The sequence below is a fragment of the Variovorax soli genome (assembly GCF_031454625.1).
GTDB lineage: Bacteria > Pseudomonadota > Gammaproteobacteria > Burkholderiales > Burkholderiaceae_C > Variovorax > Variovorax soli_A.
Window position 1 is genome coordinate 203,894 of record NZ_JAVDRF010000011.1, and the last position, 14,099, is coordinate 217,992.

The following is a 14,099-nucleotide window of genomic DNA, read 5'->3' on the forward strand; positions in this document are numbered from 1 at the left end:
GAAACTCCGGGGTTGAGGTAAATCAGGCTCAGGCTCACTTGATCTTGACGACGACCTTGCCCTTTGCGCGGCCTGATTCGACGTAGGCCAGGGCGTCGTTGGTCGCCGCGAATGGAAAGACGCGATCGATCACGGGGCGGATGGCGCCGGCTTCGATCAGCGCGGTGATCTCGCGCAGCTGGCTTCCGTTCGCCTTCATGAAGAGAAAGGCGTAGCCAATGCTTCGGCGTTGCGCCTTTCGGCGGACGCCCAGGCTCAGCAGACGCATGACAAGTTTCATGAAGCCCGAGGCCGCGATCTCCTCGCCGAACTCGGGGTCGGGCGGGCCGGAGATGGAGATGAGCTTCCCGCCGCTTCCGAGTACCCGAAGCGATTTCTCGAGCGTCTTGCCATCCTGGCTGTTCAGGACCACGTCGTAGTCACGCAGGACCTCCTCGAAGTCCTGCGTCTTGTAGTCGACGACGACGTCTGCGCCCAGGCTCTTCACGAGTGCCAGGTTGGCCGCGCTCGTGGTCGTGGCGACCGTTGCGCCGAGATGCTTGGCCAATTGGATGGCGAAGGTGCCTACGCCGCCGGAGCCGGCCTGGATGAAGACCTTCTGCCCCTTCTTCAGCCCGGCCTTGCCGACCAGGGCCTGCCATGCCGTCAGGCCCACGATCGGGATGGAGGCGGCTTCTTCCATCGTGAGGCCCCTGGGCTTGAGCGCGACCGACGCCTCCTTGACCGGAACGAATTCGGCGAAGGTGCCGATCCGGAAATCATCCGGGCGCGCATAGACCTCGTCGCCCACCTTGAACTGCCGCACCTGCGGTCCCGCCTTGACCACCACGCCGGCCACGTCGTGCCCCAGGATGAGGGGCGGCTGGTAAGGCAGGACGAGCTTGAACTCGCCGTCCCTGATCTTGGCGTCCAGCAGGTTCACGCCGGCAGCATGGACCTCGATTAGGACCTCGTCGTCGCGCAGTTCCGGCACCGGCATCTCTGCCGCGCGCAACGCGCGCTTCTTTCCGTAGCGATCCAGGACAAATGCTTTCACGGTGCTTCCTTGATTTCGTTCTTGGCCTCGCTCACATGATGCTCATCATGTGTAAAGGCGAGCCAACAGGGGTCCATCGGCGGCTTCAGTGAGCGGCGGGGCTCAGGTGCTTGAGCGCGGCCTTTCGCAGGCTGTCCGACAGACCCCGCTCGTCGACGGCGCGGGCCAGCAGCAAGGCGCCGACCATGGTGGAGACGGTCACGAGCGCCCGTTCGTGGGCCTCGGGTTGTCCCCAGTCCGGCATCTGGCGGGCGATCAGGTCGATCATTTCCTTGAGGTGGCGGGTCGCCACCCGACGCACTTCAGGCGCCTGGCGCAAGGTTTCGGAACCCAGGGCCGCCAGGGGGCATCCTGTGTCGACGTGTTCGAGGTGCTGCCTGGAGAGATAGGCGCTCAGCATGGAGGCCAATGCGCTCTCGGGGGGCATGCGGGCGGCGGCCTCGGCTGCGGCCGCAGCCGACTCCTTGCACGCCCTCCCCGCCGCTTCGGCCAACATGGCCTCGCGCGACGGAAAGTGGGAATAGAAGGCGCCATGCGTCAGCCCGGCCTCTTTCATGATGTCCGCGACGCCCGTGCCGTCATAGCCGCTGCGCCGGATCGCCCGGGCTGCCACGGCCACGATGCGTTCGTGCGTGGCATCCTTGGCGGCCGCGCGGGCATTGGGTCTGGTGCTTCGCATGATGCGCATCATACGTCATTCGGCGGCTTCGCGCATGGCCTCGTCCTGCGCCGGCGTGCTTCAAGTCCTTCGACTTTTCGTGCGGGACCGCGCAACCGCCGCCTTGCCTTTTGGGCGACGCTCCGTCGACATCCGCTCGGCGGCGGCGGTTCGCAGGTATTGCATCAATTGCTCCGTTGCCGGCGTCGGGCTGCGCCCCTTCATAGTGATCATGCCGACCGGCGGAAGCTCGATCGGAACCGGCAGCCGAAGCGCCTTGACGAGCCCCTCGCCTTCGAAATGCCGCGCCACGCCGAGCGCCAGAAAGCCGACGGCGGAGCGCTCGCGCACGCAGCTGAGCGTGACCAGGAAGGATGCGGTCTCGACGATGTCCAAAGGCGGGGCAAGTCGATGCTTGTAGAACATCTGCTCGAGCTTCATGCGCGAGGACGCCCACGGCGGCGGCACCACCCACGGCAGCTGAACCAGCTGGCGCCAGCGGGGCTTGGCGGCGGACGCCAGTTCGTGGTCGGGCCGGACCACGACGCACATGGGCTCGGAATACAGGCCCTCCGTCTTGAGGTCCGGCGCCGCATAGCCGGGCTCCAGCCGCCCGACAAAGAGATCCAGTTCGCCGACACGCAAGCGCGGCAGCAACCGGGTCAGATCGCCTTCCTCGATCATCACGGTGGTCTGCGTCGAGCGCTCTTTCAGCAGTGCGACGGCACGCATCAAGAGGGATGGCGTGGCGACCACCATCGCGCCGACGCTGGTGCGGCCCGCAGCGCCGCTCGCTACGGCCGCGATCTCGTCGCGCGTGCGGCCGTAGTCGGCCAGCACCGAGCGCGCGAAGCGCACCACGGCCGATCCGTAGGGGGTCGGTTCGGTCCCGCGGGTCGAACGCACGAACAACGCGAGGTCGAACATGCGCTCGATCTCCGCCAACGTCTTCGAGACCGCTGGCTGGCTGACCGACAGGAATTCGGCGGCACGGCCCAGATGGCGGAACTCGTCGAGCGCCACCAGCAGCTGCAGGTGCCGCAGCTTGAGGTTGGACCGCAGCACGCGGTCGATATCAGGCATCTTGCTTCATAACCAAAAGGGAAAGTAGAGAGTCGCTATCCTCATTTGATCGTAATGACGGCGCCCCGAACAATGGGGCTTCCCACGATGCCACCAGGAGACAAGACGATGCGATCCAATCGCCGCCAGTTCGTGCTGGGCAGCCTCGGCGCTGCCCTGCTTCCGCTTGCCGCTACGCGCGCTGTCGCGGCCGGCTACCCCGAGCGTCCCGTCACTTTCATCTGCCCCTGGCCGGCCGGCGGCACCGCGGACGTGACCATGCGTGCCCTCTGCACGGCGGCGGGCCGGGAGCTCGGACAATCGGTCGTGGTGGACAACAAGGCCGGCGCTTCCGGGATGATCGGTCTGAAAGCGCTGGCGAGCGCCAAACCGGACGGCTACACCATCGGCCAGATCCCGATCTCGGTGACGCGCTTCTCGCAGCTCGGCATGGTGCAGGTCGATCCCCTCAAGGATCTCAGCTACATCGCCCGCGTCTCCGGCCAGACCTTCGGCATCGCAGTGCGCGCCGAAGCGCCCTGGAAGACGCTCGAGGACCTGGTGGCCGACGCCAAGGCCCACCCCGACAAGATCACCTACGGCACCGCCGGCCTGGGTGGCGCGACGCACGTCGGCATGGAAGAGTTCGCGATCGCTGCCGGCGTGAAGTTCAACGCCATCCCCTTCAAGGGCGGCTCCGAGGCGCTGCAGGCGCTGATGGGTGGCCATGTCGATGTGCTGGCCGACTCCAGCTCGTGGGCGCCGCACGTCAAGTCGGGCAAGCTGCGCCTGCTGGCGACCTGGGGCGAGCGACGCACGGCGGAGTTCAAGGACGCGCCGACGCTGAAGGAGGCCGGCTACGACGTGGTGGTAGACGCGCCCAACGGGATCGGCGCTCCGAAGGGCCTGCCCGCAGACATCGCTGCGCGGCTGCGCGCGGCCTTCAAGGTGGCGGCCGAGAGTCCGGAATTCGCTGCCGCCTGCGCCAGGATCGACGCGCCGCTGATGTACCTCGACGCTGCGGACTACGAGAAGTACGTGAGCGCGAGCATGGCCAAGGAAAAGGTGCTCATCGAGCGGCTCAAGCTCAAGGAGCTGATGAGCAAGAACTGAGGCGAAGCCGCCAGGAGATCCGCATGACCACCGCTGTTGCCACCGCTGCAGGCCCCCCCCCTTCGCCGCTCATCCGGCTGCACGAGAACGACAACGTGCTGATCGCCCGCGCGCCCCTCGCGCTGGGCCAGGCAGTGCCGGAGCTCGGCCTGCGCATGCGCGCGCAGGTGCCTGCCGGCCACAAGATCGCGGCAGGCCGGATAGCCGCCGGCGAGAAGATCAGGAAGTACGACACGGTCATCGGTGCCGCCATGCGCGACATCGAGCCCGGCGAGCACGTGCACACCCACAACCTCGAGTTGGTCGACTTCGACCGCGATCCGGGCTTCTGCGAAGACGTGCGTCCCGTCGACTACGTGCCGGAAGCCGAGCGCGCCACCTTCATGGGCATCGTGCGGCCCGACGGCAGCGTCGCCACGCGCAACTTCATCGGACTGATCTCGTCGGTGAACTGCTCGGCCACGGTCATCAAGCAGATCGCCGCCCACTTCACGCCCGAGCGCCTGGCGCCGTACCCGAACGTCGACGGCGTGGTGGCCTTCGCGCAGACCAGCGGCTGCGGCATGTCCTCGCCGAGCGAGCACTTCGACGTGCTGCGCCGGACCCTCGCCGGCTATGCCCGCCATCCGAACCTGGCCGGCGTGCTCATCGTCGGCCTCGGCTGCGAACGCAACCAGGTCGCCGACCTCGTGGCATCGCAGGGCCTGGTGCCGGGCCCGCACGTGCGGACCTTCGTGATGCAGGACACCGGCGGCACCCGCGCCACCATCGCCGAGGGCATCGCGGCCGTCGCGTCCATGCTGCCGGCCGCGAACGACGTCAGGCGCCAGCCGGTCAGCGCCGCGCACCTGAAGATCGGCCTCGAATGCGGCGGCTCCGACGGCTTTTCCGGCATCACCGCGAATCCGGCGCTGGGCGCGGCGATGGACATCCTCGTGCGCCACGGCGGCACCGCCATCCTGTCGGAAACACCGGAGATCCACGGCGTGGAGTTCATGCTGACCCGCCGCGCCGTGAGCCCGGCCGTGGGCCAGAAACTGCTCGACCGGCTCGCCTGGTGGGAGGCCTACACGCGCGGCCACAACGGGCAGTTCAATGGCGTCGTGGGCCCCGGCAACCAGGCCGGCGGCCTGGCCAACATCTTCGAGAAGTCGCTCGGGTCCGCGATGAAGGGCGGCACCACGCCGCTGCAGGCCGTGTACGAATATGCCGAGACTATCGACAAGGCCGGCTTCGTGTTCATGGACTCGCCCGGCTACGACCCCGTGGCCTCCACCGGCCAGATCGCCAGCGGCGCGAACCTGATCTGCTTCACCACCGGCCGCGGCTCGATGTTCGGCTCCAAGCCCTCGCCGACCCTCAAGCTGGCCAGCAACACGGCCATGTTCACCCGGCTCGAGGACGACATGGACATCAACTGCGGCCTGATCCTGGATGGCGCACTCGACGTCCAGCAGATGGGCGAGCGCATCTTCCAGCACATCCTGCGCGCCGCTTCGGGCGAGCCGACCAAGAGCGAATTGCTGGGCCTGGGCGATCACGAGTTCGTGCCCTGGCACATGGGCATCGTGAGCTGACGCCCGCACGCCCGTCCCTGACACTTTCCCGCCCCGGCCTGCTGCGCAGCGCAAGCAGTTAGCATCGGCACGAGACACGCGATCAGGAAACCCATGCGCATATTGCTCGTCGAGGATGACCGGGTGCTGGCCGACGCGCTTTCGCGGGCGTTGGTGCAGTCCGCCCATGCCGTCGACGTCGTTTCCACCGGCGAGGAGGCCGACCATGCCCTCGCTCCCGGCATCTATGACCTGGCGATCCTGGACATCGGCTTGCCGGGCCTGAGCGGGCTCGACGTGCTGAAGCGGCTGAGGGCGCGCAAGTCGGCGATGCCCGTGCTGATGCTCACTGCCTTCGACACCCTTGCCGACCGCGTGCGCGGGCTCGACCTGGGCGCCGACGATTACCTGGCCAAGCCCTTCGACCTGCCGGAACTGGAAGCGCGCGTGCGGGCACTGCTGCGCCGCAGTACCCAGTCCATGCCCTTCCTCGAACATGGCCCGTTGCGCTTCGACACCGTGGGCCGCCGCGTCTTCCACGACAAGCGGCCGCTGGACCTGTCGCCGCGCGAACTCGCCTTGCTGGAACTGCTGCTCATGCGCGCCGGGCGCGTCGTGAGCAAGGAGCAGATGGTCAATCATCTCTATGGCTGGGGCGACGAGGTGGGCGACAACGCGATCGAGGTCAACGTCTACCGGTTGCGAAAGAAGCTGGAGCCCCTCGGTTGCGAGATTCGGACCGTGCGCGGCATGGGCTACCTGATCGACAGCAGCGATGTGGAAGGCTGAGCCCCGGCTGCAGCGCAAGCTGCTCGCGTGGCTGCTCGGGCCGCTCGCCGTGCTGCTGGTGCTCGACACCGCCGTCGCCTACTGGAACTCGCTGCGCTTCTCCAACCTCGCCTACGACCGCGCGCTGCACGAGATCGGGCGCGAGATCGCCCTGCATGTGAAGCTCGACGGCACGCGTCCCCGGCTCGAGCTCTCGGAAGCCGCGGCCAACATCCTTCTGCTGGACCCTGAAGACCAGCTCTTCTACCGCGTGGTCGGCGAGGACGGCTCCGACCTCGGCGGCGACGCGCAGTTGCCCGCGCCCCGCAACGCAAGGCCCGCCACGCCGGATTTCTATGGCGGCGCGTTGCGCGGCCAGCCCGTGCGCATGATGGTCGCCTGGATGCCCGTCGGCGCGGACGGCGGGCCTCCGCAGGTCCGCGTGCAGGTGGCCGAAACGCTCCACAAGCGGGAGCGCCTGACCTGGGAGATGGTGGCCAACGTGGTGCTGCCGCAGCTGCTGCTGATCGTCATGGCGACGGCGGTGGTCTGGTTCGGCGTTTCGCGCGGACTGGAGCCGCTGCAGCGGCTGCGCCGCGCGGTGTCGAACCGCTCGCACCTCGACCTGAGCCCGATCGATACCCACGAGGTCCCCGGCGAAGTGCGCCCGCTGGTGGACGACGTCAACGAACTGATGGCCCGCCTGGGGCGCACCTTCGACTTTCAGAACCGCTTCGTCGCGGACGCCGCCCACCAGTTGAAGACGCCCGTCAGCGGCCTGAAGGCACAGATCGAGCTGGCGCTGCGGGAGAACGATCTGCAGCGGGTGCGCCATTCGCTCGCCCAGCTCTACATCAGCGCCGACCGGCTCTCGAGGCTGGTGCGCCAGCTGCTTTCGCTGGCCCGCAACGAGCCCGGCGCGCTCGACTCCATGCAACTGCAGCCGCTCGATCTGAACGCCCATGCCCTGGAGGTGAGCATGGAATGGGTGCCGCAGGCGATCAAGCGCAACATCGACCTCGGCTTCGAGGGCGCCGAGCATCCGCTGATGATCGACGCCGACCGGGACCGCCTGCGCGAGCTCGTCAACAACCTGATCGACAACGCCATCCGCTACAGCCACTCGGGCGGCCGCGTGACCGTGCAGGCCGGCCAGGTGGGAGACGACCAATGCCGCCTGGCCATCAACGACGATGGCCCCCGCATCCCGGTGCAGGAGCGTGCCCGCATCTTCGAGCGCTTCCATCGCCTGCTCGGAACGCAGGAGGACGGCAGCGGGCTGGGCCTCGCCATCGTCAGCGAGATCGCCACGCTGCACGGCGCACGCATCACGCTGGAGGAAGACACCGACGGCGTGGGCAACACCTTCAGCGTCTTCTTCCCCTTGCGCGCCGCCGCCGCCTGAGCGGTGCGGCGCCGGCGCCGCTCTGTAAGCTTCCTGACAGCTTGCAGACAACCGGCTGTCAGCGCGCCGGCAGTAAGGTGACAGGGCAAGTCTCTACGCTCGGCAGGGGCGGAACCGCCGTGGTTCCGAACCCCTTCACCAGGAGACACCGTGTCGTTTTTATCGAGTCCCGAGTTCTGGATCGCCCTGTCGCAGATCATCCTCATCAACATCGTCCTGAGCGGGGACAACGCCGTCGTCATCGCGATGGCATCGCGCTCGCTGCCCCCCGCGCAGCAGAAGAAGGCCATCGTGTTCGGCAGCATCGGCGCCATCGTGCTGCGCGTGATCCTGACCTTCTTCGCCGTCTATCTGCTGACCCTGCCCTACCTCAAGCTCGTCGGCGCAGCGCTGCTGCTCTGGATCGGCGTGGGCCTGCTTCAGGGCGAGGACGACGAGGAAGGCATCGAAGGCCATTCCGGACTGGCCGCGGCCATCAAGACCATCGTGCTGGCGGACCTGGTCATGAGCCTGGACAACGTCGTCGGCGTCGCGGCCGCCGCCAAGGGCAATGTGCCGCTGCTGGTCTTCGGCCTGGTGATCAGCATTCCGCTGATCATCTTCGGCAGTACCCTGATCCTGAAGCTGATGGATCGGTTCCCCGTCATCATCGTGGGCGGCGCCGCCCTCCTCGGCTGGGTGGCCGGCGAAATGGCGGTGTCGGACCCGGCCATCGCCGCCTGGGTCGCCGAGCGTCATTCGCTTCACACCGTCGTCCCCGCGCTCGGTGCCATGGCCGTGGTGGCCGTCGGCAAGTGGCTGAGCATCCGCAGCGAACAGCGCCGCGAAAAGCTCCGCGAAAAACTGCAGGCGGCCGAGAAGCAACCCGCCGTCTGAAGGTGCACGCATGCCGCGCATCCTGGTGCCCATCGACCCGGAGCAACCGGCTCGAACCCGCTCGGCCATCGAGCAGGTCCTGCGCATGCGCCGGACCGAGCAGGCGAGCATTCGCCTGCTCCGGGTCCGGCCCAAGGTCTCGGGCCATGTGGCGATGCTCTTCGGCACGCAGGAGCTGCTCGAGCTGCAGCTGAGCGCAGGGGCCGAGGAGCTGCAGTACGCGCAGAAGCTGCTCGACCTGGCCGGGGTGCCTTACGCCAGCACCGTGCTGGTGGGGCGCGCTGCCGAGACGATCGCCATGGCCGCGCGCGACTACGGCTGCGACCGCATCGTCTTCGGCCGCGACGAACCCAGCCTGGCAGGGACGATCTTCGGCTCGCTGGCGCAGCAGGTGCGCCAGCATCTGAGCGGCAGCGGCGATCCCCAGGTCATTGGCTCCTGAAACGAGCGAAGCGCCGGCCGGCCGCGAGGCTCAACCCGGCGCGCCTTCCCCGTGAAGCCGGATGATCAGCGAGCGCAGCCATGCGTTCGCAGGGTCCTTGTTGTAGCGGCCGTGCCAGAACAGGTTGATCGCGATCTCCGGGAGCTTGGCCGGATGGCGCACATAGGCCAGGCCGAAGGGCCCGGCCAGGGCCTCGGCGAGCCGCTCCGGAACGGTGGCCACCAGGTCGGAGTCATGCAGGATGTGCCCCACCGCCACGTAATGCGGCACGGTGAGCACGACCTTGCGGGCAATGTTCCTGCGCCGCAGAAGTTCGTCCGTCCGGCCGTGGCCGGTGCCCTCCGACACCACGACCACATGGTCGGCCGCGGAAAATTCATCCAGCGACACCTTGCGCTTGTCGAGCGCATGGCCGCGCCTGAACATGCAGACGTAGTGCTGCTTGAACAGCCGTCGCTGGAAGTAGCCTGCCTTCAGCTGCGGCAGCAGCCCGATGGCCAGGCTGACGTGGCCCGCTTCCATCTCGTCCTGCAGGTTGACCGCGGCGTTGCGGACCGTGCTGACCGAAACCGACGGCGCGACGCGCGACAGCTCCTGCATCAGCCTCGGCAGGAAGTAGATCTCTCCGATGTCCGTCATGCCGACGGTGAAGGCCCGGTTGGAGGTCGCCGGATCGAACGACGCCTTCTGATTGAGCGCCGCATGGAGGACCTGCAGGGCGCGCGCGGTGGGCTCGGCCATCTGTTGCGCGAATGGCGTGGGCTCCATGCCTTTGGGCGTGCGCAGGAACAGCGGGTCGTCGGTGAGCTTGCGCAGCCGCGCCAGCGCGTTGCTCACGCCCGGCTGGGAAAGCCCGAGACTGGTGGCGACCTTCGAGACCCGCCGATCGATCAGCAGCTGGTTGAAAACGACGAGAAGGTTGAGGTCGATGTCCTTGAGCTCCATGGGCTCCCCACATTCACGAAATCAATCTGGACTATTCCCCACATTCTATTGATCGATGGCAGTCGAAGCGCGATCATTCCCTCACGACGACGTGCGACAGCGCACCAAGGAGACAAGACATGGACGACGCATCAGCCGTCTTTCCCAAGGAGATCCGTTGGGAAGACCAGGGCACGAGCCGCATTCCCTTCATGGCCTACACCGAGGCCGATCAGCATCGCCGCGAACTCGAGCGCTTCTTCTACCGTGGCCACTGGTGCTATGTCGGGCTGGAGGCCGAGATTCCGAATGCCGGCGATTTCAAGCGCACCGTGGTCGGCGAACGCTCCGTGATCATGGTGCGGGATGCCGAGGGCGGCATCAACGTCGTCGAGAACGTGTGCGCCCATCGCGGCATGCAGTTCTGCCGGGAGCGGCATGGCAACCGCAAGGACGCCGGCTTCACCTGCCCCTACCACCAGTGGAACTACACGCTCAAGGGCGACCTGCAGGGCGTGCCCTTCCGCCGCGGCGTCAAGCAGGACGGCAAGGTCAACGGCGGGATGCCGGCCGACTTCAAAACGGCGGAGCACGGCCTCAACAAGCTGAAGGTCGCGACGCGCGGCGGCGTGGTCTTCGCGTCCTTCGATCCCGAGGTCGAGTCGCTCGAGGACTTCATGGGTCCGGCGATCCTCGGCTACTTCGATCGCCTCTTCAACGGCCGCAAGCTGCAGATCCTGGGCTACAACCGCCAGCGCATTCCGGGCAACTGGAAGCTGATGCAGGAGAACATCAAGGACCCCTACCACCCGGGCCTGCTGCACACCTGGTTCGTCACCTTCGGGCTCTGGCGTGCGGACAACAAGTCGGAGCTGAAGATGGACAGCCATCATCGCCACGCGGCCATGATCTCGACCCGCGGCTCGAGCGGCAAGGCGAACCAGGTCACGCAGGTCTCGAGTTTCAAGGAGAGCATGCAGCTCAACGACGACCGCTTTCTCGACATCGTGCCCGAGCCCTGGTGGGGCGGCCCGACCGCGGTGATGATGACGCTGTTCCCGAGCGTGATCTTCCAGCAGCAGGTCAACAGCGTCTCGACCCGGCACATCCAGCCGAGCGGCCCCGGGAATTTCGATTTCGTCTGGACACATTTCGGCTTCGAGGACGACGATGCGGCGATGACGCAGCGGCGCCTGCGCCAGGCCAATCTCTTCGGACCGGCGGGCTTCGTGTCGGCGGACGATGGCGAGGTGATCGAGCTTTCGCAAAAGGGCTTCGAGCAGAAGCCGTTCCATCGCACGCTGGCCGAACTGGGTGGACGCGAGGTCGGCGACACCGATCACATGGTCACCGAAACCCTGATTCGGGGAATGTACGAATACTGGCGCAAGGTGATGGAAGACTGAGATGGACTTTCAAGACTTCTACGAACTGAACCAGCTCTACGCCGACTACGCCAGCGCGCTCAGCGCCGGGCAGTGGGATCGCTGGCCGGAGTTCTTCACCGATGATTGCACCTATCGCCTGCAGCCGCGCGAGAACTTCGATCGGGGCTTTCCGCTGGCCACGCTCTCTTTCGAGAGCAAGGGGATGCTGAAGGACCGCGTCTACGGCATCCGGGAGACGTTGTTCCACGATCCCTACTACCAGCGCCTCGTCGTCGGCGCGCCGGTGGTGCGGAAGTCGGAGGCCGGCCGCTTCGAATGCGAAGCCAACTACGCGGTGTTCCGTACCAAGCTTTCCGAGCTGTCCTCGGTCTTCAACGTCGGGCGCTACATCGACGTGGTCGTCCGCACCGGGCAGGGATTGAAGTTCTCGTCGCGCCTGGTCATCTACGACAGCGAGATGATCCCGAACTCCGTCATCTATCCGATCTGAGGCCCGCCATGAGTGATCTGCAATGGACCGATGCCGCGCCGGTCGACGATGTCCCGGCGGACGACGTGATCGGCATCCTCGTCGACGGTCATGACGTCGCGCTCTACAGCGTCGAGGGTCAGATCTACGCGACCGACAACATCTGCACGCACGGACATGCGCGCCTGTGCGAAGGCTTCCTGGAAGGGCACGAGATCGAGTGCCCGCTGCACCAGGGCAAGTTCGATGTCCGCAATGGCCAGCCGAGCTGTGCGCCGGTGACGGAGGCGATCAAGTCCTATCCCGTGCGGATCGAAGCCGGCCGTGTGTTTCTCGCCCTGGACTGAGCCGGCCCTCCGGACTGCCGCCGAATGAACACCGACACCATCGTCATCGTGGGCGCCGGCCAGGCCGGCGGCTGGGCCGCACAGACACTGCGCAGCGAAGGATTCAAGGGGCGCATCGTCCTGATCGGCGACGAGGCGCATCGTCCCTACGAGCGGCCGCCCCTGTCCAAGGCGGTGCTCGCGGGCGACGCGCATGCGGACAGCACCCACCTGCTGAAGCAGGACGCCTTCGACCGGCTCGACATCGACTGGCGCCCGAAGGTCGCCGCGACGCGCATCGACAGGCCCGCCACGCAGGTTCACCTGTCGCAGGGAGAGCCGGTCCGCTACGACAAGCTCATCCTCTGCAATGGCGGCAGGGCGCGCCGCCTGGAGGTGCCGGGGGCCGACCTGCCGGGCGTCTTCACCTTGCGCAGCATCGAGGATGCGATGGCGCTGGGCGCCGCCTTGTCGGCGAACAAGCGCCTCCTGATCGTGGGCGGCGGCTGGATCGGGCTCGAAGTGGCCGCGACCGCTCGAAAGAAGGGGCTCGACGTGACGGTGGTGGAAGCGATGGACCGCCTCTGCAAGCGCACCGTTCCGCCGGTGATCTCCGGCTACCTCCACCGTCTGCACAGCGCGCACGGCGTCGAGGTGCTGCTCGGCACCGGCGTCCGTGCGCTGGCGCGCGCGCCCGGGGGCGGCCTGTCCGCCACGCTCGACGACGGACGCGCCATCGCCTGCGATGCCGTCCTCGTCGGCATCGGCCTGGTCGCCAACGACGCGCTGGCACGCGAAGCCGGGCTGGCCTGCGAAGGGGGCGTGGTGGTCGATTCGCAGTGCCGCTCGTCGGACCCCGACATCCTGGCCGCCGGCGACGTCGCGGCCTGGCATTGCGAATGGGCCGGACGGCGGATGCGGCTCGAGTCCTGGCAGAACGCCCAGGAGCAAGGCATCGCGGCGGCCCGCGCCGCACTGGGCATGGCGGTGAATCATCAACCCCTGCCTTGGTTCTGGTCGGACCAGTACGACGTCAACCTACAGATCTTCGGCATGCCGGCGCCGTCGCACCGCGTGGTGGTTCGGGGGGATCCGGACAGCCACGTCTTCGTGGTCTTCTTCCTCGATCAGGACAAGGTCGTCGCGGCGCTGGGCCCCAATTGCGCCAAGGATCTGCGATTCGCACGCCGACTCATCGAGCGCCGCACGAGCATCGACCCGGAGCGGCTCGCCGACAGCCGGACGCCTCTCGCCAAGCTTTGAAGTCGCTTCACCGGAGGGCCTGCTACAGGCAGTTCACCGGGATCTTGAGGTAGGCCACACCGTTAGCCTCCTCGGGCGGCAGATTGCCGGCGCGGATGTTGACCTGCACCGACGGCAGCATCAGCGCCGGCACGGCCAACGTGGCATCGGACCGCCCGATCTAGAGGCCCGGCAAACGCTACCTGGCGGCGGGAGGCCTCGCGACTTCCCGGTCCATCATCATCAGCATCATCATTTCCATCATGTCCATGCGGCGCTGCATCATGTCTTCGTGCATGGACGGCCCGCCGGGCCTCGAAGACTTGCCGCCGTCCTGCATCGGCATGTCCCGCATCCGGCCCATCATCGCCATGCCATCCCGCATGGCCTTCATGTGGTCCTTCATCAGGGCGGCGCGCTCGGCAGGCGTCTTGGCGGCCATCATCTTCTGATGCATGTCCTGCATCGCTTCCATCTGCTTGTCCACCTTGGCGGCCTCGACCTGCTGCTCGGTGGCGACGGCAGGATGATGGCCCGCATGCTCGTCGGCCTTGGGCGCGCCCTTTTCGGCGCCCGGCCACTGAAACGAGGAACAACCGGCCAGCGCCACCACCACGGCAGCGGCCAGGGCATGTTTGGGTTTCATATCGTGTGCACCTCCTGATTGCGTCTTGCGCTAGACCATGGCGAGTGAAGGTTCTCCGGCCTTGGAGAACGCGAACTTGCCGGGCGACCGCACCGGGTCGGTCGTGACGACGATCCGGTCCTTCGGTCCGAAGCTGCCGTCGAGCAGCAGCTTGGACAGCGGGTTCTCGATGCGATGCTGGATCGCGC

General features: G+C 67.0%; 15 protein-coding genes and 1 pseudogene. 10 read left to right on the forward strand and 6 right to left on the reverse strand.

The window, feature by feature from the left end; all coding sequences use genetic code 11:
• Positions 1 to 34 precede the first annotated feature (34 nt).
• The 3 genes from J2739_RS22265 to J2739_RS22275 all read right to left on the reverse strand — a co-directional run bounded on the left by J2739_RS22265 (position 35) and on the right by J2739_RS22275 (position 2,777).
• A complete protein-coding gene (locus J2739_RS22265; RefSeq protein WP_309905680.1) occupies positions 35 to 1,036 on the reverse strand; it encodes an NADP-dependent oxidoreductase in 1,002 nt (333 codons plus the stop codon).
• 85 nt (positions 1,037 to 1,121) lie between these two features.
• A complete protein-coding gene (locus J2739_RS22270; RefSeq protein ID WP_309905682.1) occupies positions 1,122 to 1,727 on the reverse strand; it encodes a TetR/AcrR family transcriptional regulator in 606 nt (201 codons plus the stop codon).
• Between the two features lie 48 nt (positions 1,728 to 1,775).
• Entirely contained in the window at positions 1,776 to 2,777 is a 1,002-nt protein-coding gene (locus tag J2739_RS22275; protein WP_309905684.1) for a LysR substrate-binding domain-containing protein, read from the reverse strand.
• A gap of 108 nt (positions 2,778 to 2,885) precedes the next feature.
• Between J2739_RS22275 and J2739_RS22280 the strand changes: the two genes are divergently transcribed.
• The 6 genes from J2739_RS22280 to J2739_RS22305 all read left to right on the forward strand — a co-directional run bounded on the left by J2739_RS22280 (position 2,886) and on the right by J2739_RS22305 (position 8,916).
• A complete protein-coding gene (locus J2739_RS22280; protein WP_309905686.1) occupies positions 2,886 to 3,869 on the forward strand; it encodes a tripartite tricarboxylate transporter substrate binding protein in 984 nt (327 codons plus the stop codon).
• Between the two features lie 23 nt (positions 3,870 to 3,892).
• A complete protein-coding gene (locus tag J2739_RS22285) occupies positions 3,893 to 5,446 on the forward strand; it encodes a UxaA family hydrolase (protein ID WP_309905688.1) in 1,554 nt (517 codons plus the stop codon).
• Between the two features lie 93 nt (positions 5,447 to 5,539).
• Complete coding sequence (locus J2739_RS22290) at positions 5,540 to 6,214, forward strand: response regulator transcription factor (RefSeq protein WP_309905691.1); 675 nt, start codon at positions 5,540 to 5,542, stop codon at positions 6,212 to 6,214.
• Entirely contained in the window at positions 6,201 to 7,598 is a 1,398-nt protein-coding gene (locus J2739_RS22295; protein ID WP_309905692.1) for a sensor histidine kinase, read from the forward strand. Before J2739_RS22290 ends, J2739_RS22295 begins: the two co-directional genes overlap by 14 nt.
• Before the next feature lie 150 nt (positions 7,599 to 7,748).
• A complete protein-coding gene (locus J2739_RS22300) occupies positions 7,749 to 8,474 on the forward strand; it encodes a TerC family protein (RefSeq protein WP_309905695.1) in 726 nt (241 codons plus the stop codon).
• 10 nt (positions 8,475 to 8,484) lie between these two features.
• Positions 8,485 to 8,916 carry a universal stress protein gene (locus J2739_RS22305; protein WP_309905697.1) on the forward strand — a complete coding sequence of 144 codons (432 nt, stop codon included), beginning with the start codon at positions 8,485 to 8,487 and terminating at the stop codon, positions 8,914 to 8,916.
• A gap of 30 nt (positions 8,917 to 8,946) precedes the next feature.
• On the opposite strand, the gene J2739_RS22310 is transcribed toward J2739_RS22305, so the two are convergent.
• Positions 8,947 to 9,861 carry a LysR family transcriptional regulator gene (locus J2739_RS22310; RefSeq protein WP_309905700.1) on the reverse strand — a complete coding sequence of 305 codons (915 nt, stop codon included), beginning with the start codon at positions 9,859 to 9,861 and terminating at the stop codon, positions 8,947 to 8,949.
• Between the two features lie 119 nt (positions 9,862 to 9,980).
• Between J2739_RS22310 and J2739_RS22315 the strand changes: the two genes are divergently transcribed.
• From J2739_RS22315 to J2739_RS22330, 4 genes are read left to right on the forward strand one after another with little or no spacing between them, the layout of a single operon-like run.
• Positions 9,981 to 11,246, forward strand: a complete 1,266-nt coding sequence (locus tag J2739_RS22315) for an aromatic ring-hydroxylating dioxygenase subunit alpha (protein WP_309905701.1) — start codon at positions 9,981 to 9,983, stop codon at positions 11,244 to 11,246.
• Position 11,247: 1 nt separating this feature from the next.
• Positions 11,248 to 11,718, forward strand: a complete 471-nt coding sequence (locus J2739_RS22320; protein ID WP_309905703.1) for an aromatic-ring-hydroxylating dioxygenase subunit beta — start codon at positions 11,248 to 11,250, stop codon at positions 11,716 to 11,718.
• An 8-nt stretch (positions 11,719 to 11,726) separates the two neighbouring features.
• The gene (locus J2739_RS22325; RefSeq protein WP_309905705.1) at positions 11,727 to 12,044 is read left to right on the forward strand and encodes a non-heme iron oxygenase ferredoxin subunit; all 318 of its coding nucleotides are present in this window, start codon (positions 11,727 to 11,729) and stop codon (positions 12,042 to 12,044) included.
• 24 nt (positions 12,045 to 12,068) lie between these two features.
• Entirely contained in the window at positions 12,069 to 13,286 is a 1,218-nt protein-coding gene (locus J2739_RS22330) for an NAD(P)/FAD-dependent oxidoreductase (protein ID WP_309905707.1), read from the forward strand.
• Between the two features lie 22 nt (positions 13,287 to 13,308).
• Here J2739_RS22330 and J2739_RS22335 read toward each other — a convergent pair.
• Positions 13,309 to 13,440 (reverse strand): annotated as a pseudogene (locus J2739_RS22335) (hydroxyacylglutathione hydrolase); the annotation flags it as partial.
• 24 nt (positions 13,441 to 13,464) lie between these two features.
• Complete coding sequence (locus J2739_RS22340; protein WP_309905709.1) at positions 13,465 to 13,911, reverse strand: hypothetical protein; 447 nt, start codon at positions 13,909 to 13,911, stop codon at positions 13,465 to 13,467.
• Positions 13,912 to 14,099 lie beyond the last annotated feature (188 nt).

Excerpts from the sequence above, each read along its gene's own strand:
- J2739_RS22270 (WP_309905682.1), bottom strand. The coding sequence starts at position 1,727 with ATGATGCGCATCATGCGAAGCACCAGACCCAATGCCCGCGCGGCCGCC.
- J2739_RS22275 (WP_309905684.1), bottom strand. The coding sequence starts at position 2,777 with ATGCCTGATATCGACCGCGTGCTGCGGTCCAACCTCAAGCTGCGGCAC.
- J2739_RS22280 (WP_309905686.1), top strand. The coding sequence starts at position 2,886 with ATGCGATCCAATCGCCGCCAGTTCGTGCTGGGCAGCCTCGGCGCTGCC.
- J2739_RS22285 (WP_309905688.1), top strand. The coding sequence starts at position 3,893 with ATGACCACCGCTGTTGCCACCGCTGCAGGCCCCCCCCCTTCGCCGCTC.
- J2739_RS22290 (WP_309905691.1), top strand. The coding sequence starts at position 5,540 with ATGCGCATATTGCTCGTCGAGGATGACCGGGTGCTGGCCGACGCGCTT.
- J2739_RS22295 (WP_309905692.1), top strand. The coding sequence starts at position 6,201 with ATGTGGAAGGCTGAGCCCCGGCTGCAGCGCAAGCTGCTCGCGTGGCTG.
- J2739_RS22305 (WP_309905697.1), top strand. The coding sequence starts at position 8,485 with ATGCCGCGCATCCTGGTGCCCATCGACCCGGAGCAACCGGCTCGAACC.
- J2739_RS22310 (WP_309905700.1), bottom strand. The coding sequence starts at position 9,861 with ATGGAGCTCAAGGACATCGACCTCAACCTTCTCGTCGTTTTCAACCAG.
- J2739_RS22315 (WP_309905701.1), top strand. The coding sequence starts at position 9,981 with ATGGACGACGCATCAGCCGTCTTTCCCAAGGAGATCCGTTGGGAAGAC.
- J2739_RS22320 (WP_309905703.1), top strand. The coding sequence starts at position 11,248 with ATGGACTTTCAAGACTTCTACGAACTGAACCAGCTCTACGCCGACTAC.
- J2739_RS22325 (WP_309905705.1), top strand. The coding sequence starts at position 11,727 with ATGAGTGATCTGCAATGGACCGATGCCGCGCCGGTCGACGATGTCCCG.
- J2739_RS22330 (WP_309905707.1), top strand. The coding sequence starts at position 12,069 with ATGAACACCGACACCATCGTCATCGTGGGCGCCGGCCAGGCCGGCGGC.
- J2739_RS22340 (WP_309905709.1), bottom strand. The coding sequence starts at position 13,911 with ATGAAACCCAAACATGCCCTGGCCGCTGCCGTGGTGGTGGCGCTGGCC.